This window comes from Rhodococcus sp. TAF43, assembly GCF_052113525.1.
Classification (GTDB): Bacteria; Actinomycetota; Actinomycetes; order Mycobacteriales; family Mycobacteriaceae; genus Prescottella.
Map to the genome: position 1 here is coordinate 27,722 of NZ_JBFRDL010000020.1, position 21,413 is coordinate 49,134.

At 68.8% G+C, this 21,413-nt stretch carries 17 protein-coding genes and 2 pseudogenes; 10 read left to right on the plus strand and 9 right to left on the minus strand.

What is annotated here, in order from left to right; translation table 11 throughout:
• Window positions 1-12 precede the first annotated feature (12 nt).
• Window positions 13-1,206, minus strand: coding sequence for a Rieske 2Fe-2S domain-containing protein (locus AB4Z09_RS14330; RefSeq protein WP_174907249.1), 1,194 nt, complete (start codon window positions 1,204-1,206; stop codon window positions 13-15).
• 279 nt (window positions 1,207-1,485) lie between these two features.
• On the opposite strand from AB4Z09_RS14330, the gene AB4Z09_RS14335 reads away from it, so the two are divergent.
• Window positions 1,486-2,139 carry a helix-turn-helix domain-containing protein gene (locus AB4Z09_RS14335; RefSeq protein WP_114720386.1) on the plus strand — a complete coding sequence of 218 codons (654 nt, stop codon included), beginning with the start codon at window positions 1,486-1,488 and terminating at the stop codon, window positions 2,137-2,139.
• A gap of 7 nt (window positions 2,140-2,146) precedes the next feature.
• Here AB4Z09_RS14335 and AB4Z09_RS14340 read toward each other — a convergent pair whose 3' ends face one another.
• Window positions 2,147-2,884, minus strand: coding sequence for an IclR family transcriptional regulator (locus tag AB4Z09_RS14340; protein ID WP_114720384.1), 738 nt, complete (start codon window positions 2,882-2,884; stop codon window positions 2,147-2,149).
• A 134-nt stretch (window positions 2,885-3,018) separates the two neighbouring features.
• On the opposite strand from AB4Z09_RS14340, the gene AB4Z09_RS14345 reads away from it, so the two are divergent.
• Together AB4Z09_RS14345 and AB4Z09_RS14350 are read left to right on the plus strand one after the other, a co-directional pair.
• Window positions 3,019-4,452, plus strand: a complete 1,434-nt coding sequence (locus tag AB4Z09_RS14345; protein ID WP_442240045.1) for an acyl-CoA synthetase — start codon at window positions 3,019-3,021, stop codon at window positions 4,450-4,452.
• Complete coding sequence (locus AB4Z09_RS14350) at window positions 4,449-5,231, plus strand: enoyl-CoA hydratase/isomerase family protein (protein ID WP_442240046.1); 783 nt, start codon at window positions 4,449-4,451, stop codon at window positions 5,229-5,231. The genes AB4Z09_RS14345 and AB4Z09_RS14350 overlap by 4 nt, the downstream gene beginning before the upstream one ends.
• A 68-nt stretch (window positions 5,232-5,299) precedes the next feature.
• Here the strand turns inward: AB4Z09_RS14350 and AB4Z09_RS14355 are convergent.
• Window positions 5,300-5,609, minus strand: a pseudogene (locus tag AB4Z09_RS14355) (FAD-linked oxidase C-terminal domain-containing protein); the annotation flags it as partial.
• Here AB4Z09_RS14355 and AB4Z09_RS14360 point away from each other — a divergent pair.
• Window positions 5,535-6,215, plus strand: coding sequence for a GntR family transcriptional regulator (locus AB4Z09_RS14360; protein WP_174907244.1), 681 nt, complete (start codon window positions 5,535-5,537; stop codon window positions 6,213-6,215). The pseudogene AB4Z09_RS14355 and the gene AB4Z09_RS14360 sit on opposite strands and share 75 nt — an antisense overlap.
• 32 nt (window positions 6,216-6,247) lie before the next feature.
• Window positions 6,248-7,744 carry an adenylate/guanylate cyclase domain-containing protein gene (locus tag AB4Z09_RS14365; RefSeq protein ID WP_114720378.1) on the plus strand — a complete coding sequence of 499 codons (1,497 nt, stop codon included), beginning with the start codon at window positions 6,248-6,250 and terminating at the stop codon, window positions 7,742-7,744.
• A 16-nt stretch (window positions 7,745-7,760) separates the two neighbouring features.
• Here AB4Z09_RS14365 and AB4Z09_RS14370 read toward each other — a convergent pair whose 3' ends face one another.
• Together AB4Z09_RS14370 and AB4Z09_RS14375 are read right to left on the minus strand one after the other, a co-directional pair.
• Window positions 7,761-9,329: a molybdopterin-dependent oxidoreductase gene (locus tag AB4Z09_RS14370; RefSeq protein ID WP_442240047.1), complete on the minus strand. Its 1,569-nt coding sequence runs from the start codon at window positions 9,327-9,329 to the stop codon at window positions 7,761-7,763.
• A 73-nt stretch (window positions 9,330-9,402) separates the two neighbouring features.
• Window positions 9,403-9,636 (minus strand): RNA-binding S4 domain-containing protein, encoded by a 234-nt coding sequence (locus AB4Z09_RS14375; RefSeq protein WP_114720376.1) that lies wholly within the window; start codon window positions 9,634-9,636, stop codon window positions 9,403-9,405.
• An 85-nt stretch (window positions 9,637-9,721) separates the two neighbouring features.
• On the opposite strand from AB4Z09_RS14375, the gene lysX reads away from it, so the two are divergent.
• Both lysX and AB4Z09_RS14385 read left to right on the plus strand, forming a co-directional pair.
• Window positions 9,722-13,072, plus strand: coding sequence for a bifunctional lysylphosphatidylglycerol synthetase/lysine--tRNA ligase LysX (gene lysX, locus AB4Z09_RS14380; protein WP_114720486.1), 3,351 nt, complete (start codon window positions 9,722-9,724; stop codon window positions 13,070-13,072).
• A gap of 13 nt (window positions 13,073-13,085) precedes the next feature.
• A complete protein-coding gene (locus AB4Z09_RS14385) occupies window positions 13,086-13,766 on the plus strand; it encodes a DUF998 domain-containing protein (protein WP_442240048.1) in 681 nt (226 codons plus the stop codon).
• Window positions 13,767-14,247: 481 nt separating this feature from the next.
• On the opposite strand, the pseudogene AB4Z09_RS14390 reads toward AB4Z09_RS14385, so the two are convergent.
• The 3 genes and pseudogenes from AB4Z09_RS14390 to AB4Z09_RS14400 form a co-directional block, all read right to left on the minus strand.
• Window positions 14,248-15,939 (minus strand): annotated as a pseudogene (locus AB4Z09_RS14390) (FAD-dependent oxidoreductase); the annotation flags it as partial.
• Between the two features lie 197 nt (window positions 15,940-16,136).
• The gene (locus AB4Z09_RS14395; RefSeq protein WP_114720368.1) at window positions 16,137-16,430 is read right to left on the minus strand and encodes a putative quinol monooxygenase; all 294 of its coding nucleotides are present in this window, start codon (window positions 16,428-16,430) and stop codon (window positions 16,137-16,139) included.
• 56 nt (window positions 16,431-16,486) lie between these two features.
• Window positions 16,487-17,008 carry a hypothetical protein gene (locus AB4Z09_RS14400; RefSeq protein ID WP_442240049.1) on the minus strand — a complete coding sequence of 174 codons (522 nt, stop codon included), beginning with the start codon at window positions 17,006-17,008 and terminating at the stop codon, window positions 16,487-16,489.
• 54 nt (window positions 17,009-17,062) lie between these two features.
• Here AB4Z09_RS14400 and AB4Z09_RS14405 point away from each other — a divergent pair, with 54 nt between their 5' ends.
• The 3 genes from AB4Z09_RS14405 to AB4Z09_RS14415 are packed head-to-tail and all read left to right on the plus strand — an operon-like array spanning window position 17,063 to window position 20,202.
• Window positions 17,063-17,734 (plus strand): TetR/AcrR family transcriptional regulator, encoded by a 672-nt coding sequence (locus AB4Z09_RS14405; protein WP_442240050.1) that lies wholly within the window; start codon window positions 17,063-17,065, stop codon window positions 17,732-17,734.
• A gap of 3 nt (window positions 17,735-17,737) precedes the next feature.
• Window positions 17,738-19,399 (plus strand): FAD-binding dehydrogenase, encoded by a 1,662-nt coding sequence (locus AB4Z09_RS14410; protein WP_114720364.1) that lies wholly within the window; start codon window positions 17,738-17,740, stop codon window positions 19,397-19,399.
• Window positions 19,396-20,202, plus strand: coding sequence for an SDR family oxidoreductase (locus AB4Z09_RS14415; protein ID WP_174907232.1), 807 nt, complete (start codon window positions 19,396-19,398; stop codon window positions 20,200-20,202). Before AB4Z09_RS14410 ends, AB4Z09_RS14415 begins: the two co-directional genes overlap by 4 nt.
• 62 nt (window positions 20,203-20,264) lie before the next feature.
• On the opposite strand, the gene AB4Z09_RS14420 is transcribed toward AB4Z09_RS14415, so the two are convergent.
• Complete coding sequence (locus AB4Z09_RS14420) at window positions 20,265-21,152, minus strand: hypothetical protein (RefSeq protein ID WP_442240051.1); 888 nt, start codon at window positions 21,150-21,152, stop codon at window positions 20,265-20,267.
• Window positions 21,153-21,413 lie beyond the last annotated feature (261 nt).

Below are 21,413 nucleotides of genomic sequence, written 5' to 3' on the forward strand. Positions count from 1 at the left end.
CGATCGACATGGTCAGTCCTCGTCCTGGAAGGGCGATTCGAAGAAGCCGCGCGGATGACGCGCCGCCATCTTTCGCCAAGCGATGATGGAATAGTCCATGTCGCAGAGCATTTCGTTGTTCCAACCGTCGAAACGTGTGTAGTGCTCCTCGGTGGCCTCACGGGCGAAGACGTCGCTGTTGTTGAAGCCCTCGAGTGCCAGCGGCAGCATGAAGTTGTCGTACTTGAAATTGAACTCGGCGATGTCCTCGTCGGTGGTGGCGCGAGTGGCGATGATCTCCCAGTACTCGTGGTGATGATCGTCGATCGGCACGTAGAACTCGTACTGGACGACGTCGGTGATGGGCCAGTGCTCCACCATGAGGACGCCCGGAACCCAGAGCGAGGTACGGAAGTAGTGCGGCACCGTACCGCGCGCCTTCATGTTGACCTTGGGGTTGTCCAGCACAGGCTGGTAGAGGTCCGGGCGGTCGTACCGGTTCATCACACCCTTCGGCCCGTCCGGAATGTCGATCTCCTCGGTCGCGGAGTCGGTCAGCGCGTTGACACCCAACGGCAGCGCACGGTCGAGCGCGACCAGGATCTGGTTGTCCCAGTGCACGAGGAGGTGGCCCGGGTCGAGACCGTTCTCCGCGGCGAGACGCCAGTTGCCGACGAGCTTGCGGTGGATACCCCGGATGACGATTCCCTCGTCCAGCAGGTGCGGAACCGGAGTGTCGTTGGGGTCGTTGGTGACTCGGGCCGGTAGATCGCTGCTGAGCGGCGGCGGGGTTCCGTAGTCCTCGTCCCCGACGAACACGTAGATGATCCCGTTGACCTCTTCGACGGGATACGTGCGGATGCCGGCGTTGCCGATCAGCGAGTCGTCGGGATTGCCGACGATCGTGGTGAGGCTGCCGTCCTCGAGACCGTAGGTGAAGCCGTGGTACCAGCACGTGATGGTGCCCTCCGACAAGCACATCGGCTTGGCGGACAGCTTCACACCACGATGGATGCAACGATCCGAGACCGCGTAGGCCTTGCCGGCGGACCGGCGCACGGCGATGTCGTTGCCGCCGATCGTGATGCCCTTGACGGTGCCGTCCTCGAGCTCGTCGGACAACAGCGCGGGATACCAGTGGTTGGAGTAGCCCCAATCGGCTTTGACGTAGGGCGCGTACTGCCGGGTGACGCCGGCGGACGAGCCGCTGTGGGACGAAGCAGTCATCGAAGAGACCTCCGTGTGCTCTGGATGGATTGGCTGATCAGCTGCCTGGATGTGCCAGCTGTGCGATGGCCCGGGCTGGGAGCCGCAAGTGCTGTAGAAGTCGAAACACCTCTGGTGTTGCGAGTCACAGTATCAGTTATCCGTGGATCGTCAATAGATTTTTTATGGATCATCTACGAATTAGTGCAATGCTTGCCCCTGTTACCGTTGCAACGCAGCGCGAATCACTCATCCGCTGCACCCCACAGGTCGACCGTCGAGCGAACAGCGAAAGAGAAGATGAGCATCACCGACCCCCAGTCGCCCGGAGAGCCCGAATCACTGGCACCAGGACGGCGCTGGCACCTCGCCGAGAATGCCTACGAGGAAGCGCTGACAGCGTTCGAGTTCGCAATTCTCCAGGTGGAGGGCAGCTTCCAGCGGTTCGCGGTCCAGTCGATTCGTGTCGCGGCCGACCTCGATCTGGGATTCAACGAGGTGGTCGCGCTGCACGTCGTGCGCATGCAGGAACGGTCGAAGGACACCGCCACGATCGCCCAGCTGACCAATCGCGACGACCTACCGAACCTGCAGTACAACCTGCGCAAACTCGTGAGCATGGGGCTTCTCGAACGCACCAAGTCCGGAACCTCGTCGGTCTTCACCGTCACCGCGAAGGGCCGCGAGATCACCGATCGGTACGCGCAGCTGCGTCGCCAGACCCTTGTGTCCAACCTCGAAGAACTGAGCGACATCACCACCAAGATGCACCATGCAGTGCGGTCGATGCAGGTGCTCACCGGCCTCTACGAGGCGGCCAGTCGCGAGCTGGCCACCATCAACACCGCGATGTTCTTCGAGCCGCTGCCTGACGAAGCGCCTGCGGCCGAGACCGAACCGCCGAAGAAGGTGGCCGGCAAGACACGCGCGCGGAGCAAGCGCACTCAGTCCTGACTCCCCGTCAGGACAGGAACCGCTCGATCGCAGCCCGTGCGGCCAGCGCCTTCTCGCCGTACTCCTGATAGAGGTCCGGGGTCAGGCGAGATGCCGGACCGGAGACGCTGAAACAACCCCGCACGGCGCCTCCCCGCCCCCGCAAGGCGACCGCGACTGCCGCGATCCCGTCGTGCAGTCCCTGATCGGTCACTGCATACCCACGACGGCGGATCTCCGCAATCTCGCTGCGCAACGCTTCCGGATCGGTCACCGTGCGGCCGGTCACCGGGGCGAGCTCGGCCGACAGGAACTGCTCGACCTGGGCGTCGGGAAGCGACGCGAGGTAGGCCTTGCCGTTCGACGCCGCATGCAGGGGCAGCCGCGTCCCCAACGGCAGGAAGGCTCGTAGCTGGTGAGCGCTGTCGAGGCGCTCGACCAGCACCAGTTCGTCGCCGTCCGGAACCGCCAGGTGAACGGTCTCTCCCGTCTCAACCTGCAGCCGACTCAGCTCCGGAAGCGCCACGTCCCGCAGGTCGTCTCCCGCCGAGAGGGCACTGCCCAGGCTGAAGGCCTTGCCGGTGATCACCCACCGACCCGCATCGTTGGTCGCGGGCCGCAACCATCCTGCGTCGGCCAGGGTCTTGAGGCATCGCTGAACCGTGCTCTTCGGAACGTCGAGCCGCTTACTGAGTTCCGACAGGCCGACCGGCTGCGCCGCCGCTACCTCCTCGAACACCCGGAGCGCGGTGAGAACGCTGTTCATTCAAGACCTTTCACACACGTCGGTTGACGTCGAGCATCGCGGGCTATAGATTAGCCGGACCACATCGTAGCACGGTGGTCCACCATGTGGACCGATGCCGTCCGGTAGGGACTTCGAGAAAGGACCCTTCACCGATGACCACCCTCACGCCTCGGCCGCTGCTGAAGTCGCTCGTCGATCCGGGCACCGGCATCGACGGCCGACCCGCGGTCCGCGTCGGAGACGACACCCTCACCCGATCCGAGCTGATCGCTGCGGCGGCTGCCGTGGCCGATGAGATCGGCGGCGCCACAAGCGTTGCCATCGATGCGACGGCAACGATCGAGACGGTGATCGCGGTGACGGGATGCCTCATGGCCGGCGTGGCAGCGGTACCGGTACCACCCGATTCGGGTCCGGCCGAACGGCACCACATCCTGAAGGACTCGGACGCGCAACTCTGGCTAGGCGGTCAGCGAGGGGACGTCACACTCCCCCACGTCCCGATCGACGCACGAGCGCGATCGGGATCGACGCACCGCGAGCCCGATCCCGCCACCCCCGCGATGATCATGTACACCTCGGGTACGACCGGCGCCCCGAAGGGCGTCGTGCTATCCCGTTCCGCCGTCGCGGCAGGGCTGGACGGGTTGGCCGACGCGTGGGACTGGAGTCCGGACGACACCCTCGTTCACGGACTTCCGTTGTTCCACGTGCACGGGCTCATTCTCGGAGTCGTGGGGGCACTTCGGCACGGCTCACCGCTGGTGCACACGGTGCGCCCCACTCCGGAATCGTATGCAGCGGCCCGTGGTTCGCTCTACTTCGGCGTCCCCACCGTGTGGTCCCGCATGTGCGCCGACGAGTCCGCTGCCCGAGCGCTCGGCTCCGCACGGCTCCTCGTCTCGGGCAGCGCCCCACTGCCGGTTCCCGTCTTCGAACGCATGACGGCACTCACCGGATCCGCGCCGATCGAGCGCTACGGAATGAGCGAGACCCTCATCACGCTGAGCACGCGGTTCGACGGTGAACGACGCCCCGGTTGGGTGGGGTTGCCGATCCGGGGAGTCGCGGCCCGGCTGCGGGACCAGTCCGGTGACCCGGTGGCACAYGACGGAGAATCCCTCGGTCAGTTGGAGATCGCGGGCGCGACCCTCTTCGACGGATACCTGGGCAACTTCGACAAGACCGCCGAATCGATGACCGACGACGGGTGGTTCAAGACCGGCGACATCGCCGTCGTCGACGAACAGGGCTTCCACCGTATCGTCGGGCGAGAATCGATCGACATGATCAAATCGGGTGGCTACCGGATCGGCGCCGGCGAGGTGGAACAGGCGCTGCTGAACCACCCCGGTGTCCAGGAGGCGGCGGTCGTGGGCGTGCCGGACGACGATCTCGGACAACGGATCGTCGCGTACATCGTCGGCGACTGCCACGACCATCGCGAACTGTCGAACTTCGTTGCGCAGACACTGTCGATCCACAAGCGTCCGCGCGAGATTCGCGTCGTGGACGTCCTGCCCCGAAATGCGATGGGCAAGGTGCAGAAGAAACTGCTCGTGGATGCCTTCCAGGCGGGTGGATGAATACACCGGAAGGACCGGGCCGGGTCCTGACCACGGTCGAACAGCGTGTAGCGGTCATCACGATCGACCATCGGCGCCGCCACAACGCCCTGACCGGAGCGATGCTCGACGAATTGACGGCCACGCTCACCCGGCTGGCGGACGATCCCGCCGTCTCCGTGGTTCTGGTGACCGGCGCCGGGTCGCACTTCTGCGCCGGGATGGATATCCGCGAGCTACGGTCGGCGCGGGCGTCCGGCATCCGCATGGAAGACCGGGTGACCGATGCGGAGGAGGCGCTGGCGGCGTTCCCCAAACCGGCGATCGCGGCGATCGCGGGATACTGCATCGGCGGTGGCGCACAGCTCGCGCTGGCATGTGACCTCCGTGTGGCCGCCGAGAACGCCGAGTTCGCGGTGACGCCCGCGAAGCTCGGCGTGATCTACCCGGCCCGGACGATCACTCGGTTGGTCCGCACGCTCGGGCCCGCGACCGCAAAACGCCTGGTGATTACCGGCGACCGGATGGATGCCGAGACGGCACTACGCGTGGGGCTCGTCGCGGAAGTCGTTCCCGCAGAAAGTCTGTGGTCCCGGGCCGCCGACTTGGCGGCAACGATCGCCACTCGGTCCTCGATCACACAACAGGCCGCCAAACAGATGATCGACGCGGCAGCGGGGCAGGGAATCGGCAGTAGACTCGAGGACCGCTGGATCGAGACGCCCAACCCGGATCTGGAAGTCGGCCTCGACGCGTTCCTCTCCGGCACAGTTCCGAGGTTCAGCGGTCCGGTGCCCTGAAGGATGTATCGAACAGCGCAGTTGCCGAGTCACAGTCGCGCGATCCGCGGCCGGAAAGTTCGGTTCCGTCAGAACCCGCGACCCGGGTTGAGGATGCCGGTGGGGTCGAAGACGGACTTGATGCCCGCCATCAGTTCGCGCTCGGCGGCACCCACCATGGACTCCATGTAGGGCTCCTCGAGGACGCCGACACCCGCCGGTGATCGAACCGCCGAGCGCGAGGCAGGCGGCGACGAGGTCGTCGAACGCGGCCCGCGCCCGCGCGGTCACGTCGGGGTCGGCGGCGTCGAACACGATGGTGGGGTGCAGGTTTCCGTCGGCGGCGTGCCCGAAGGTGCCGATGAGCACGTCGTGGCGGGCGGCGATCTCCTCGATCGCGAGAACCGCGTCGATGGCCTGCGCGGTCTCGGGGAAGCTCGCGACGACGGTGGACGCCGCCGACGGCTGGGTCCGCAGCCGCATCGTTGCCTCGGCGAGGGGCTGCTCCAGCGGGGCGCGCACAAGACCGCCCGGGTGCTGCACCTGGGCCCGGACGACGTGCGCGGCGTCTACCGCACCGGCGCCCGGGTCGAGTCCCAGGTGCTGCGCGAACTCGCGGCCTCCCGGATCGTGCCCGAGCAGGCGGTGACCGCGAACGCCGAGATCGCCGTGCTCACCGATGGTGCGCCGCTGTCGGTGGTGGACCCCGACATGCGGTTCCACACCGCGCTCGTGGACGCCGTCGGGAGCGCGCGCACCAGCCGGATCTTCCGGACCCTCGTCTCCGAGGTACGGCTGTGCATGGTCCAGGTGCAGGGCAAACACCTGCTCACCACGTCGAGCATCGCGGCCGAGCACCAGCAGATCCTCGACGCGATCGGCGACGGCGACGCCGACCGCGCGGTGGACTTCCTCACCGACCACCTCGGCCGCGCCCGCGAACGCCTCGCCGCCGTGCTGGGCGGGGTGTCCGGACCCGAGGCCGCACTGCCCGAACCCGACTAGGTCGGATCAGGGCCGCGGCCTACGCTGGGGTTATGTACCCGCCTGGAACGAGGTACGTCGAGCGTGACGGGCACGCGCTGGCATATCAGGTCGTGGGCGAGGGCGGCGAGAACAGCACGGACGTGGTCCTGTTTCTCGAGATCGGCCTGCATCCCGATCTCATGTGGACCGATCCCCACATCCACTACGTCTTCGAGCGGGCCGCGACCTTCTGCCGGATGGTGTACTTCCAGCGCCGCGGCTTCGGCCTGTCCGATCCGGTCGACCACGTCCCCACCCTCGAACAGCAGGCCGACGACGTGCTCGCGGTCATGGACGCGGTCGGGATGCACCGCGCCACCCTGGTCGGCATCGGCAGCACCTGCGGGGCCCTCGCGTTGATCGCGGCCCGCGCCCCGGACCGGGTCACCGGAATGGTCTTCCAGCAGCCCTTCGTCGAGGGCGCCCTCCGCGAGGGCGTGGACCTGCCGCGGGGGTGGACCGGCCAGTCGCGGGACCGCTTCGTCGACGGATGGCGGGCCGTCTACGACGACTGGGGTTCCGGCCAGGTCATCGCCATGTGGGATCCGACCCAGGACTCGCCGTTCAATCGGCGGCTGATGGCGCTGCTCGAGCGCTGTTCGGCGACCCCCGCCACCGCCCGCGCACACCTCGAATGGTTGTTCCGGGTCGACTACTTCGACACACTGGCCTCCGTCCAGTGCCCCACCCGTGTCCTGCACTCCGCGCGGAGCGCGGTCCCGTTGGAAGCCTCCCGGCAGATCGCCGCAGCGATTCCGCACGGCACGCTGCACGTGCTGCCCCCGCTGCCGCCCGGCACCTCGATGGGTGAGGCCTGGATACCGGTCCTCGACCACATCGAGGAGGTCGCGACCGGGGTCCGTCGGCTCGTCGACGCCGAACGCTATCTCGCGTCGGTGCTGTTCACCGATGTGGTCGCGTCCACCGAGACGCTCGCCCGGATCGGTGACAGCCGCTACCGCGATCTTCGCGCCGCGCACGAGCGCCAGGTGCGCAACGAGGTCGAGGAGACGGGCGGACGCCTGGTGAACGTCGCCGGCGACGGCACGCTGAGCGTGTTCGACGGTCCGGTCGCCGCGGTCCGGTGTGCACGCACCGTGTGCCGCCAGGCCCACCAACTGGGGCTCGGCGTACGAGCGGGCGTGCACACCGGCGAACTCGAGGGAATCGGAACCGAACTGACCGGGATGACCGTGCACGTCGGCGCGCGCATCGCGGCGGCCGCCGGCCCCGACGAGGTGCTGGTCTCACGGACGGTGCGCGACCTCGTCGTCGGCTCCGGACTGGTCTTCACCGACCGTGGTGACCACGACCTCAAGGGCGTCCCCGGGCACTGGCGGTTGTACGCACTCACCGAAACCTGCGACAGTTCCCGGGCGATGTCCCGAAACCCGTTGAGTCTGAACATGATCGATCGTCTGATTCTGGGTACCGCGCGCCACGCACCGCACCTGCTGCGGGCGGCCGGGCGGATCGCCGTCTCGCGCCAGCACCGTCGGGCCCACTGACACCCCGGGACCGCGGTCAGGACACCGTGACCGTGCACGAGTGCCATCCGCTGGCACCGTCGGGGATCGGCGCCGTCCGCTTCTCGGTCTGGGTGTTGCCGTCGAGGTCGGTGGCCCGCACCTGCAGGTTGTGCACCCCGGGCGGGGCGTCCCACTGCCACGTCCACTGCCGCCACGTGTCGATCGAGTACAGCGGCGCGAGCGTCGCGGTCTGCCACTCGCCGCCGTCGACGCGGACCTCGACCCTCGCGATGCCGCGGTGCTGCGCCCACGCGGTCCCCGCGACGACCCTCGGACCGGCGGTGATCCTCCCGAACGCCGCGGGCACGTCGATGCGCGACGCCGTCTTGATCGGCGCCTGCTCCGCCCACCCGCGCCGCGTCCAGTACGCCTCCGCGCGGTCGAAGCGTGTCAGTTCCCAGTCCACCACCCACTTCGTCGCCGAGACGAACCCGTACAGACCGGGCACCACCTGACGGACCGGGTAGCCGTGCTCGAACGGCAGCGGTCGACCGTTCATCGCGACCGCGAGGATCGCGTCGCGGCCGTCGCGCAGCACCGCGACCGGTGTCCCGACGGTGAACCCGTCGGAGCTGGTGGACAGCAGCATGTCCGCGGTGGGCGAGACGCCGACCTCGTCGAGCAAATCCGCGATCCGGTAGCCGATCCAGGTGGCGTTGCCCGCGAGGTGGCCACCGACCTCGTTGGAGACGCAGGTGAGCGTGACGGCCCGTTCGATCGGTTTCCGCGCGGTCAGGTCGTCCCACGTGAGCGTGACCTCGCGATCGACCATGCCGTGGATGCGCAGGCGCCAGTTCTCGGTGGTGAGCATGGGGACCTGCAGCGCGGTGTCGATGCGGTAGAAGTCGTCGTCGGCGGTGATGAAGGGGGTGACGTCGGGCACCGCGATGTCGGTGCCGGGCGCGATCGGAGCCGCGCGGTCGGCTGCGGCGACGCCGGGCAGGGTGAGGTTGCTGYGGTTCCGGATCGCCCCGGAGACGGTGCCCGCCAGGTAGCGGCCGGTGGCCGCGGCGGCGGCAGCCGCGGCGGCCACCGATGCAGCCAGGATCAGGAAGGTGCGCCGTGGCATGCCCGAGACCTCGACGGCAGCTCCCTCCGGAACCCGTGCCCGCGCGGTGAGCACCCGCAGCGTGAGGATGCCGGCGGCCACACCGGCGATCGTCGGCAGCGCGTGGACAGCGGTGGCGCCGGGACGGTGGGTCGCGGCGTACACCCCGACGATGCCGAGCGCGAGCAGGATCGCGCTGCCGTACGGGCGCCGCGGCTGTTCGATCATCCCGGCCACCGCGGTGAGCAGCACGATCAGGATGCTCATGCCGACGAACAGGGCCGGCTTGTCGCCGGTGCCGAACGTGGTGATCGCGAACTCCCGCGCCYACGCGGGACTCCGATCGACGGTGGTGGAGCCGACCGCGAAGAACGGTGAGGACTCCGCGCCGATCGGCACCGACAGCAACTCCCCCACACCCAGCACCATCGCGGCGGCCAGCACGCCGGACAACGCTCGCGACAGCAGGTGCCGACGCGGTACCGTCGTGGTCCCCGAACCCTCACTCGCCGTCATGCCGTCCCGCTCCCTCCCGGCGTCCGTCGGGGAGTGGGCGCCGACGCGCCGTGCGGGTGGATCGGACCGAGCGTTACTGCGCCTCGGGACCGCTCACCCGTGCCGACATCCCACCGATCTCCACGACGTCGCCGTCGCGCAACTGTCGACCGCGACGGATCTCGACCTCGCCGTTGACGCTCACGAGCCCGTCGGCGATGACGCCCTTCGCCTCGGCGCCCGAATCGATGAGATTGGCGAGCTTGAGGAACTGACCCAGGCGGATCGACTCGTCACGGATCGGCACAGCGTCCACAGCGTCAGACATGCCACCATCATCCTCCTTCGCCCCAAACAGCCCTTCGACGCCTCACACTGGAGACAGACACCACACCGTGACGGGAAGGACCTCGATGGCCACGAGCACCGGCACCCCTGCCGATGCGGCGGAGAACCCGGAACAACACCGGTCCTCCCTCGCGCCGAAACGCGGACACCTGAGCGAAGTTCCACACATCGCGGGACTCGTCCTCGGGGTGTTCTCCGTCCTGGTCTTCCTGTGGAGCCTGTCGCCGGCGCTGCGGTACCTCGTCCACACCCCGCGCGTGTACGTCGAGAACTACTATTTCGACGCCCCGGACACGAGCTTCGCGTGGGCACTGGTCCTCGGGCTCGTCGCCGCCGCGCTCGCGAGCCGCAAGCGGATCGCGTGGTGGCTGCTCACGATCTACCTGACGGTGTTCGCGGTGTTGAACGCCGTGACGGCCGTGGTCGACAAGAACATCAACTCCGCCGTCGCGTTCGTCGTGCAGCTGGCGGTCATCGGGATCCTGATCGCCGCGCACAAGGAGTTCTACACCCGGGTCCGACGCGGCGCCGGCTGGAAAGCCCTCGGGGTGCTGGTGGCCGGTCTCGCGGTCGGCACGCTCCTCGGCTGGGCGCTGGTGGAGATGTTCCCCGGCACCCTGCCGTCGGGCCAACGGTTCTTCTGGGCCCTCAACCGCGTCACCGCGCTCGTGGTGATCGAGAACGAGCAGTTCGACGGCCACCCGCACGCGTTCGTCAACACCCTGCTCGGACTGTTCGGCGCACTCGCGCTGCTCGCCGCGGTGATCACGCTGTTCCGATCGCAGCGGGCATCGAACGCGTTGACCGGCAACGACGAATCGGCGCTGCGCGGGCTGCTCGACGCGTACGGCGGAGGCGATTCCCTCGGCTACTTCGCCACCCGACGCGACAAGGCCGTCGTCTTCGCTCCGAGCGGCAAGGCCGCGGTGACCTACCGAGTCGAGGCCGGGGTGTGCCTCGCCAGCGGCGACCCGATCGGCAACCCGGAGGCGTGGTCGCACGCGATCGACGCGTGGCTCGAGCTCGCGTCGAAGTACGGCTGGGCTCCGGCGGTGATGGGCGCGAGCGAGGCCGGCGCCACCGCCTACAAGCGGGGCGGACTGTCCGTCCTCCAACTCGGCGACGAGGCGATCCTCGAGACCCGCGATTTCAGCCTGAACGGCCGCGAGATGCGGCAGGTGCGCCAGGCCGTGCACCGCGTCCGCAGGCAGGGCGTCACCGTCCGGATCCGACGCCACCGCGACATCCCGCCCGCCGAGATGGCCGACGTGATCTCCCGCGCCGACAGCTGGCGCGACACCGAGTCCGAGCGCGGCTTCTCGATGGCCCTCGGACGGCTCGGCGACCCCCTCGACGGTGACTGCCTGCTGGTCGAGGCGATCGGACCCGACGGTGGCGTGCTGGGCATGCTCTCGCTCGTGCCGTGGGGTTCCAACGGGGCCTCGCTCGACCTGATGCGCCGCAACCCGCTCGCCCCGAACGGCGTCAACGAACTGATGATCACCGAGCTCGCGACCCGCGCGGACGAGTTCGGGGTGATCCGGACATCGCTGAACTTCGCGGTGTTCCGGTCGGCGTTCGAGGAGGGTGCCCGCATCGGCGCCGGCCCGATCCTGCGCGTGTGGCGCTCGATGCTGCTGTTCTTCTCCCGGTGGTGGCAGCTCGAGGCGCTGTACCGCTCCAACGTGAAGTACCTGCCGGAGTGGGCGCCGCGCTACCTGTGCTTCGACGACAACCGGCAGCTGCCCCGCGTCGCGATCGCGTCGGCCATCGCCGAGGGCTTCCTGACGCTGCCGAGTTTCGGTCACCGCACCGACGCCCTCGCCCACACCGGCCGTCACACCGCGGTACCGGAAGCGTTGGCGCACTCCGGGATCCTGCACGCGGACGGCAGCGCACCGGACGCCGCCCCGATTGCCGCGGAGATCGTCCCCGCCAAGGTCGATCCGACCGGGCCCCGCCGCCCCGAGCAGGTCCGGGTACGGATGGACAAGCTCGAGCGCCTGGCCGACGAGGGCATCGACCCCTACCCCGTCGCCTATCCCCCGACCCACACGGTCGCCGCGGCCGCCGCCTCGCCCGAGGGCACGCGGGTGCGGATCGCGGGCCGACTGCTGCGAATTCGCACGTACGGCGGTGTCGCGTTCGCGGTGCTGCGGGACTGGTCCGGCGACATCCAGGTGCTGATCGAACGAACCGCCGTCGGTGACCGCCTCGACGAGTTCTCCGCCGACTTCGACCTCGGGGACCTCATGGAGGTCAGCGGGACCATCGGCCGCAGCCGCAAGGGCGAGCTGTCGCTGCTGGCGACGGACTGGCGGATGAACGGCAAGTGCCTGCACCCGCTGCCCGACAAGTGGAAGGGCCTGACCGACGCCGAGACCCGGGTGCGGCAGCGGTACGTGGACCTCGCGATCAACCCCGAGTCGCGGCGGCTGCTGGCCGCACGCACCGCGATCGTGAAGTCGCTGCGCGACACGCTGTCCGGTCGCGACTACCTCGAGGTGGAGACGCCGATCCTGCAGCGCATCCACGGCGGCGCCAACGCGGCCCCGTTCGTCACCCACATCAACGCGTACGACCTGGACCTGTACCTGCGGATCGCGCCGGAGCTGTTCCTCAAGCGACTGTGCGTGGCCGGAATGGAGAAGGTGTTCGAGATCGGGCGCGTGTTCCGCAACGAGGGCGTGGACTTCAAGCACAACCCGGAGTTCACGATCCTCGAGGCGTACGAGGCGCACAGCGACTACGAACGCATGATGGTGTTGTGCCGCGAGCTGATCCAGGCAGCGGCCGTCGCCGCGCACGGCAGCCAGACGATCATGCGGCCCGGACCGGACGGCGAACTGGTCGCCGTCGACATCTCGGGCGAATGGCCGGTCAAGACGATGCACGGTGCGGTCGCCGAGAAGGTCGGCGTCGAGGTGACCCCCGAGACGCCGCTGGAGATCCTGCAGAAGCTGTGCGACGAGAACGAGATCGAGTACCAGAAGAGCTGGGACGCGGGTGCCGTCGCGCAGGAGATGTACGAACACCTGGTGGAGGGGCAGACCGAGTTCCCGACGTTCTACACCAACTTCCCGACGTCGATGTCGCCGCTGACCCGGCCGCACCCCACCATTGCGGGCGTGGCCGCGAAGTGGGACCTGGTGGCGTGGGGCATGGAACTGGGCACCGCATACAGCGAGCTGACCGACCCGATCGACCAGCGGCAGCGGCTCACCGAGCAGTCACTGCTCGCGGCCGGCGGCGACGCCGAGGCGATGGAACTGGACGAGGACTTCCTGCAGGCCCTCGAGCACGCGATGCCGCCCACCGGTGGCCTCGGCATGGGCGTCGACCGGATCGTCATGCTCATCACCGGCGGCAGCATCCGCGAGTCGCTCGCCTTCCCGTTCGCCAAGCCGCGGAACTGAGGACGCGGTGACGATGACCGTCCGGCGGTACCTGCTCGCCGCGCTGCTGATCGCGGGCGCGATCCTGTACTCGTCGTGGGTACTCGCGTTCGTCCTGAACACCGGGGAGGGCCCGTTCGAGGGGTTCGCCAGCCAACTGGCGGCGACCGATCAGGAACACGGGATCCTCTACCGCAGCGGTGACCTGCTGACCGGGATCGTGCTGACGATCGCCGCGCTGGTGGGGCTGACCATCCGTCCGTGGCGATTCCTCACCGTCGTCGGCTGGATCGCGCTCGGTGTGTTCGCCGTCGGCACGATCGCCGATTCCCGGCTGCCGCTGCGGTGTTCGAAGCCCGCGTGCGAGGCGGCGCAGGTGCCACTCACCCACCAGTGGCACGCACTCACGAGCACGCTGTCGGTGACGGCGGCGGTGGTCTCGGCGCTCGCGTTCATCATCGCGATCTACGTCTACCGCGCACCGCAGGCGATGTGGTGGGCCGGGCTCACCGTCGTGGTGCTGTTCCTCGTCGGCACGCTGTGGATGCTCGTCGGCGTCGACGACCCGTCGGGCAGCCACAGCTGGCTCGGCTTCGCCCAGCGCGTCGAACTGCTGTCGATGAGCGGGTGGATGGTCCTGGTCGCGGCGACGGTCCTGAACGACCGGACATGGCGGGACGTGCACGGGGTGTCCGGTTCTGCCGGTTCCACGTGAAACCCCGCTCCCCCGCGTTTTGCGCACGTGCTCGGCCCAGGCCCCCAGTTTGTCGGGGTTCATGATGATCGCGATCTCGTGGACACGTCCGTCCGCGACGGCGAGATCCAGGACCGCGGCCACCTGATCGTCGAACGAGATGACCACTCCCGGTGCGGTTGTTCACCGACGCGAACCGCGCACCCAGCGTGAGTCCACGCGCCTCACTGAGTCCGACGATGCCCAGCAGATATCGCGCGACCCGCTCGACACCCACCACCGGCACCCGCGCGATGCCCGGCATTCCGCCGCCGTCGGCGCGGGACACCACCTCCGGCGCGAGAACGGTCGTCAGAGCGTCGATGTCGCCGGTGGCGCAGGCCGCCGTGAACGCGGCCACCACCTGCCTCCGCTGCTCGTCCTCCGGCTGGAACCTCGGCGCGGACCGCAGGTGACGCCGCGCCGTGGACGCGAGCTGACGGCACGCGTCCGGTGTCCGGCCGACGACGTCCCCGATCTCCGCGAACGGCATACCGAACACGTCGTGCAGGATCAGCGCGACCCGCTCGCCCGGCGTCAGCGACTCCATCGCCCGCATCAACGCCACCGACACCGACTCGTCGAGCGTCACCGCATCGGCGGGATCCGGTGGCCGTCCGCTCACGGTCGCCGGGCCGATGGTGCCGGGCACCGGTTCCGGCAGCCAGATGCCCGCGTACGACTCCCGCCGGGCACGGGCAGACCCCAACTGATCCAGGCAGATCCGGCTGACCACCGTCGTCATCCACGCGAGCGGCTCGCGAATCGACGCCCGCTCGCCGTCCCCGAGTGCCTGCCACCGGACGACAGCGTCCTGCACGGCGTCCTCGGCGTCGTGGGCCGAGCCGAGCATCCGATACGCCACACCGAAAAGCTGTTTGTAATCGGAGGATTCGGGAACGAGATTCATCGGATCTCCTCCACCACCCGGGACGCCGCGCGCGGGCGCGGCCCCTTGGGGGTCTTGTAGGCGCCGGGCCGGGTCCGCTCGGCGCGCATCTTGTCGACGGTCATCCGGCAGGATCGACTCCTTGATCATGGCACCGAGCCGCCCGGACGCCGCGACCGGGCGCGGACGGTCGTCGGGGTGGACCAGTTGGAGGTACCCGGCCTTGCGCCCCAGGCTCATGCACTGGGCCACCAGGCCGAGGGACAGCGTCGGGGGCCGCGCGCCCCGTACCCGTGCCAGCACGGTGTGGGCGGCGTGCCCACCGAGCGGCATCGCCACCGCGCACGCCATGCGCAGGTGCGCACCCACCTCGGGCGGCGCGACGACGGCATCACCGGCGCCGACGATCGCGGGGCTGTCGATGCTGGTCAGCGTCGAGTCGACGCGGAGGCGTCCGGCGGCGTCCGTCGCCAGTCCGCTGCGCGCGGCGAGGTCCGGCACGGTGAACGAGGCGGCCCACACGCACACGTCGAACCCGAGGACGGTCCCGTCGGCGGTGAGCAGTTCGCGGTCGCGTACCTCGGTCACGCGGGTGTCGTCCCGCCACGCGACACCGAGCCGGCGGAGGGTGGCGAGCACCCGGCTGCGGGCGGCATCGCGCATGAAGCCGGCCACGCCACCCGCCGACACCATCTCGACGGCGAGATCCGGTCGGGCGGCACCGATCTCACCGGCGATCTCGATCGCCGTCGAACCACCGCCGACGACCCGCACCATCGAACCCGGCGCGAGCGCGGCCACCGCTGCGCGCAGGGCCTCCGTCGAATCGGCGTCACCGGCGTGGTGGGCGTGCTCACCCACGCCCGGGACGGACCGGTCGGTGTTGCTGCCGACCGCGTACACGAGGGTGTCGTATCCGACGGATTCGACGCCGTCACCGACGGCCACGTCCACGCGGCGCCGGGCCGCGTCGATCGCCGTCGCCGACCCCACGACGATCTCCGCATCGCCGTGCAGCAGGTCCCGTAGCGGCACCGCCGCCGTCGAACGGGTGCCCGCCGCGACCTCGTGCAGGCGGATGCGCTCGACGAAGTCGGCGCGGGGATTGACCACGACCACAGAACAGTTCCGGGCCGGGTCCTCGCCCGGCATACCGCCCCGGCTCGACAGGATCCGGTTGGCGGCGAGCACCCCGGCATACCCTGCGCCCAGGACCACCACGCGGTGAACCGGCGCCGACGGACGGTCGGAATACAGCTTCGTCATGACGGTCTCCTGCCTCGCGCCCGCCGGGTGCGGGCTCCTGCACTACTGACGACAGAGGACGCGAAAACGTGAGATCGGTCGGCGTGGTGTCGGACACCTGTCACGGCGATCGGAACCCCCCGATACCGCGTTTTGCGCACTTATCGCTGATCCGCGGGCCCGAACAGGGCCGGTAAGTGCGCAAAACGCGGGCAAGATCAGGAAACGGGGCGCAGCGGGTGGATGCCGGGGGCGGCCGAGAGGTGCGAACCGAAGGCACCGGCCGCCTCACGCATGTGCGGGGACTTCATGTGCGCGTCGAGCGCGTCCTGACCCGCCCACACCTCGACCACGACGAACGTGCCCGGCGCCGACGCCGACTCGTACAGGTCGTACGACACGCAGCCATCCTCCTTGCGGGTGGCCTCCGCGAGCGTGGTGAGCGCGGCACGCACCACGTTCTCGGATCCGGACTTGGCCGGAATGGTCGCTACGACATGCAGATTCGACATCAGATCCTCTTTCTGTGAGCGCCGCCACAGCGTGCGGCTTCCCGACGGTACCCTGGTCAGCCCACCAAACGGCGCAGATAGGCCTGTGCCCGTTCGGAATTCCAACCGAACACCTCGCGAAGTCCCGTCGTCATCGTGGCGAGATACGGGGCCGACGGCTCGGTCGGGGCGACGTCACCGCGGCCCACGACGGACGTGAACGTGCGCAGTGGCGCGCCGTCGCGGTCCCCGAGATCGACGATGCGGTCGTAGCAGGGCGGTTCCTGCGCATGGATGTCGTCGAACTGCTCGGCGGTCACCAGATACGCGCAGGCGGCGGTATCACCGGGCACCTCCGGGTCGTAGAACGCGCGCCCGCCACCCCACACGAGGGATTCGCCCGCGAAGTGCACCGTGCCGGGCAGTCGGACGGCGACGCGGTCGGCGGGCGCGCCCGGATCTCGGGCCCCGGTGTACGTGCGCCCTCCCCCGGCCGGACATCCGCCGCGCAGGTAGCAGTCCAGGCGGGCCCGCGACATGTTGGACCCGTAGCTCACGTACCAGACCTGCACAATTCCGACGGTACGCGCCCCGTTCATCGGATACAGTTTTGTATCGAAAGGGTTCTCCGATCCCGAAACCGGGGGTGACCAGTGCAGACGTCCGAATCCACGACCGGCGCCGCGGGCGCCGACACCAAGCCCCGGCGGGTCACGAAGCGACGCGCGGAGACCCGCCAGCGCCTGCTCGACGCCGCCGGCGAGGTGTTCGCGGCGGAGGGGTTCGGACGCTCCACCGTCGAGCAGGTCTGCGATCGGGCCGGCTACACCCGGGGCGCGTTCTACTCGAACTTCACCTCGCTCGACGAGTTGTTCCTCGCCATGTGGGAGCAGCGCTCCGCACAGATGCTCGACGGCATCCGCACCGCCCTCGCCGACGCGGCCTCACGGCCGTCGACCATGACACTCGAGCCGGCCGTCGCGCTCGTCCTCGCGGCCATCCCCGTCGACGACGCGTGGTACCGCATCACCGCCGAGTTCACCGCACACGCACTGCGCAACCCGGCACTCACCCGCGTGATGGTGGCACGGGAGGACGCGATCCTGCAGACGATCATGCCGATCATCGAGGACGCCCTCGCCGCCGCGGGCCGCCGGGTCACCGATCGGGAGGCGCTCGGCCACGCGCTCGTCGCCCTCCACGACGGCACCAGCATCCAGGTCCTCATGGAACCCCACAACGAGGCGGTGCGGCAGGCGCGCGAACGCCTGTTCGTCACCGTCGTGAGCAGTTACAGCAGCAGTACCGATACGGACAGGAGATAGGCCGTGGCAACAGAAGCCGACGTCATCGTGGTCGGAGCGGGACTGGCAGGTCTGGTCGCGACACACGAACTCGTCAAGGCCGGGCGCAGGGTGCTGGTCGTCGACCAGGAGAACGTGGAAAACCTGGGCGGGCAGGCTTTCTGGTCGCTCGGCGGGCTCTTCTTCGTCGACAGCCCCGAGCAGCGCCGGATGGGCATCAAGGACTCACGTGAACTGGCCCTGCAGGACTGGATGGGCAGCGCCGGCTTCGACCGTGACCGTGAGGATCACTGGCCCCGGCAGTGGGCCGAGGCGTACGTCGACTTCGCGGCCGGCGAGAAGCGTTCGTACCTGAACGATCTGGGGCTGCGGCTGATGCCGAACGTCGGCTGGGCCGAGCGCGGCGCCGGACTCGCGTACGGTCACGGCAACTCGGTGCCGCGGTTCCACATCACGTGGGGCACCGGCCCCGAGGTGGTGCGGGTCTTCCGCGAGCCCGTCCTCGACGCCGCGAGCCGCGGCCAGGTCACCTTCCGCTACCGGCACCAGGTGGACGAGCTGATCGTCGAGTCCGGCGCCGTGGTCGGCGTGCGCGGCACCGTTCTGGAACCGTCCACCGAGCCGCGGGGCGTGAAGTCGTCGCGCACTCCCGCAGGCGAATTCGAGTTGCGCGCCCAGGCGGTCGTCGTCACGTCCGGCGGCATCGGCGGCAACTTCGAACTGGTGAAGAAGAATTGGCCCGTCGACCGCCTGGGCCGTGCGCCCGAGCGGATGATCACCGGGGTCCCCGCGCACGTCGACGGCCGCATGCTCGGGATCACCGAGGACGCCGGCGGCAACATCGTCAACCGGGACCGCATGTGGCACTACACCGAAGGCATCGTCAACTGGGATCCGATCTGGCCCAACCACGCGATCCGCATCATTCCCGGCCCGTCCTCGCTGTGGTTGGACGCGACCGGCAAGCGCCTGCCGGTGCCGCTGTTCCCCGGCTTCGACACCCTCGCCACGCTGAAGCACATCCTGAGCACCGGGCAGGACCACTCCTGGTACATCCTCACGCAGTCGATCATCGAGAAGGAGTTCGCGTTGTCGGGGTCCGAACAGAACCCCGACATGACCGGCAAGGACCTCAAGCTGCTGCTGGGGCGCGTCAAGAAGGGGGCGCCGGGCCCCGTCGAGGCCTTCAAGCAGCACGGCGAGGACTTCGTGGTCCGCGACAACCTGCGCGACCTCGTCGACGGCATGAACGCGATCAACCCCGGTCCCCCGCTCGATTACGCGCAGGTGGAGCGGGAGGTGACCGCCCGCGACCGCGAGGTGGACAACTCCTACTCCAAGGACATGCAGATGATGGCGATCAACAACGCGCGTTCCTACCTGCCGGACAAGGTGATTCGCGTCGCCAAGCCGCACCGTCTGCAGGATCCGGCGCACGGGCCGATGATCGCGGTGCGCCTGAACCTGCTCACCCGCAAGACCCTCGGCGGCCTCGAGACCAACCTGGACTCGCAGGTGATCCGGCCCGACGGCAGTGTCTTCGACGGCCTCTACGCGGCCGGTGAGGTGGCCGGGTTCGGCGGCGGCGGCGTGCACGGCTACAACGCGCTCGAGGGCACGTTCCTGGGTGGTTGCATCTTCTCCGGACGGGCCGCCGGGCGCGCACTGGGACGGAGCCTCGGATGAGCGCGGGCCGCACCGCGCTGGTGACGGGTGCGTCGTCCGGCATCGGCCGGGAGGTGGCACGCCTGCTGGTGGCGCGCGGCTACCGGGTGCTGGGTACCACCCGCAATCCCGCTGCCCTGCAGGACAACTCGAGGATCAGGGGGGTCGAGTACCTCGCCCTGGACCTGTCCGACCGGACGAGCATCGAGGCGTGCGCGCGGGCCGCGGGCGATGTGGACGTCCTCGTCAACAACGCCGGCGAGAGCCAGATGGGCCCGTTCGAGGAGCTGCCCACCGACGCGATCGACCGGCTGTTCCAGGTGAACGTCCTCGGCGCGGTACAGCTGACCCAGTTGCTGCTGCCGAGGATGCGCGAGCGAGGCTACGGCCGAGTGGTGATGGTGGGCTCGATGCTCGCGAGCTTTCCGCTCGCGTTCCGATCGTCGTACGTCGCCGCGAAGTGCGCGCTCAAGGGGTTCGCGTCGGCGGCGCGCCGCGAGCTGAGCCCGTTCGGGGTGTGGCTCACCACCGTCGAGCCGGGCACCATCGCGACCGGCATCGGCGACCGCCGCACCCGCTACATCGGCGACGGATCCCCCTACACGGGCGACTACACGACCGTCGCGAATGCGATGCAGCGCAACGAGGATCGCGGCATCCGGGCCGAGAAGGTGGCCGAGCTGGTGGTCAAGGCGATCGAGGCGGACAAGCCGAAGCCGCTCTACGCCGTCGGCAACATGGCACCGCTGGTGTTCACCGTGCGCCGCCTCGCGCCGCGCGCCGTCACCGAGAAGATGATGGCCCGCTTCCACGGCCTGCGCTGACGCCGACGGACGTCCCGCCGATCCCCCGACGGATCGACGGGACGCCCGCGCGTCATGCGAGATCAGCTACCGCTGGAGCCGCTCGAACCGGAGCCGCTCGAACCACTGGAGCCACCGGAACCGCTCGAACCGGCGCCGGTCCCCGAGTCGTCGAGCGGATCGGTGCCCCCGGCGTTCGCCGGGAACAGGAATCCGGTGGACTTCGTCGTCAGCGTCGTACCGGACTCGGCGGGCACCTTGGCTCGCCAGTTGACGATCGGGTTGAGCATCCCGAACGGACCGCAACCCGTGGCGCCCGGGAGCTGGAAATCCGTCGCCGTGTTCTGGATGTTGTCGATCGCAGCGGTTCCCGCGGGATACGGAGTGGTTATGTCGGTGACGGGCAGATCGTCCATCGGGTTCGACTTGTTCAACTCGAACACCACGGGGGCATCCTCGGTCCCGATGTAGCAGTTGTCGCCGAGGAACGGGTTGTCGATCTTCAGCCTCACCGGCAGCGTCATGTCGAAATCGGTGATGATCCCGTTGAAGACCGGAGCATCCACCGCCTCCACGGTCGACGTCACCGCGGCCAGCCCGAACAGGTTGTCGAACGGAAGATCGATCCCGAGCACGCCACCGGGCACGGTCAGCGGCTTGCTGTAGACGCCGTTGCTGCCGTCGTCCCGCGGAACGAAGTCCACCTCGCCCAGGTTGCCGGCGATGATCATGTCACCGTCACCGATCGGCAGGGTGAAGCCGTTGTTCGAGAACGTGCCGTTTCTGACGACGACGGACAGGCATGCCTCGGTGAGGTCCGGGTCGCACACCGCGCCGCCCGGGACCGGCGTGGTCACCGGATCAGCCGATGCCAAGGGCGCCAGCAATGCCATGGACGCACCGATCGCGCCCCCCACAACGGCCACGCGCTTACCGGCGCGCCACCACGAATTAGACGAATCGTTCTTCACGCGTTCTCCTCAGTTACCGAACACTCGACACACGCGACCGCGTTTGCGGACGCGCAGAGGTAACGAACTGCGACGGACGCAAGCCCGCCGCGAACTACGGTGAATCAATCTGCTGCGCAGCGCGGTCAGCGTTCCACAGCACCGGAGACGGCCCCGAAAACCCGCAGCAGTCTGCATTTTCGGGAACGAACTCTGCGCGAGTTCCACTGTTACAGGCGGTAACAGCTGAGCTGGTTTATACCACAGCGCAATGCCGACGAA

What these genes read in the sequence shown, in the direction of transcription:
- AB4Z09_RS14415 (WP_174907232.1), top strand. Translation starts at nt 19,396, where the DNA reads ATGAGCGCGGGCCGCACCGCGCTGGTGACGGGTGCGTCGTCCGGCATC.
- AB4Z09_RS14340 (WP_114720384.1), bottom strand. Translation starts at nt 2,884, where the DNA reads ATGAACAGCGTTCTCACCGCGCTCCGGGTGTTCGAGGAGGTAGCGGCG.
- AB4Z09_RS14365 (WP_114720378.1), top strand. Translation starts at nt 6,248, where the DNA reads ATGTACCCGCCTGGAACGAGGTACGTCGAGCGTGACGGGCACGCGCTG.
- AB4Z09_RS14350 (WP_442240046.1), top strand. Translation starts at nt 4,449, where the DNA reads ATGAATACACCGGAAGGACCGGGCCGGGTCCTGACCACGGTCGAACAG.
- lysX (WP_114720486.1), top strand. Translation starts at nt 9,722, where the DNA reads ATGGCCACGAGCACCGGCACCCCTGCCGATGCGGCGGAGAACCCGGAA.
- AB4Z09_RS14375 (WP_114720376.1), bottom strand. Translation starts at nt 9,636, where the DNA reads ATGTCTGACGCTGTGGACGCTGTGCCGATCCGTGACGAGTCGATCCGC.
- AB4Z09_RS14330 (WP_174907249.1), bottom strand. Translation starts at nt 1,206, where the DNA reads ATGACTGCTTCGTCCCACAGCGGCTCGTCCGCCGGCGTCACCCGGCAG.
- AB4Z09_RS14395 (WP_114720368.1), bottom strand. Translation starts at nt 16,430, where the DNA reads ATGTCGAATCTGCATGTCGTAGCGACCATTCCGGCCAAGTCCGGATCC.
- AB4Z09_RS14385 (WP_442240048.1), top strand. Translation starts at nt 13,086, where the DNA reads ATGACCGTCCGGCGGTACCTGCTCGCCGCGCTGCTGATCGCGGGCGCG.
- AB4Z09_RS14335 (WP_114720386.1), top strand. Translation starts at nt 1,486, where the DNA reads ATGAGCATCACCGACCCCCAGTCGCCCGGAGAGCCCGAATCACTGGCA.
- AB4Z09_RS14400 (WP_442240049.1), bottom strand. Translation starts at nt 17,008, where the DNA reads ATGAACGGGGCGCGTACCGTCGGAATTGTGCAGGTCTGGTACGTGAGC.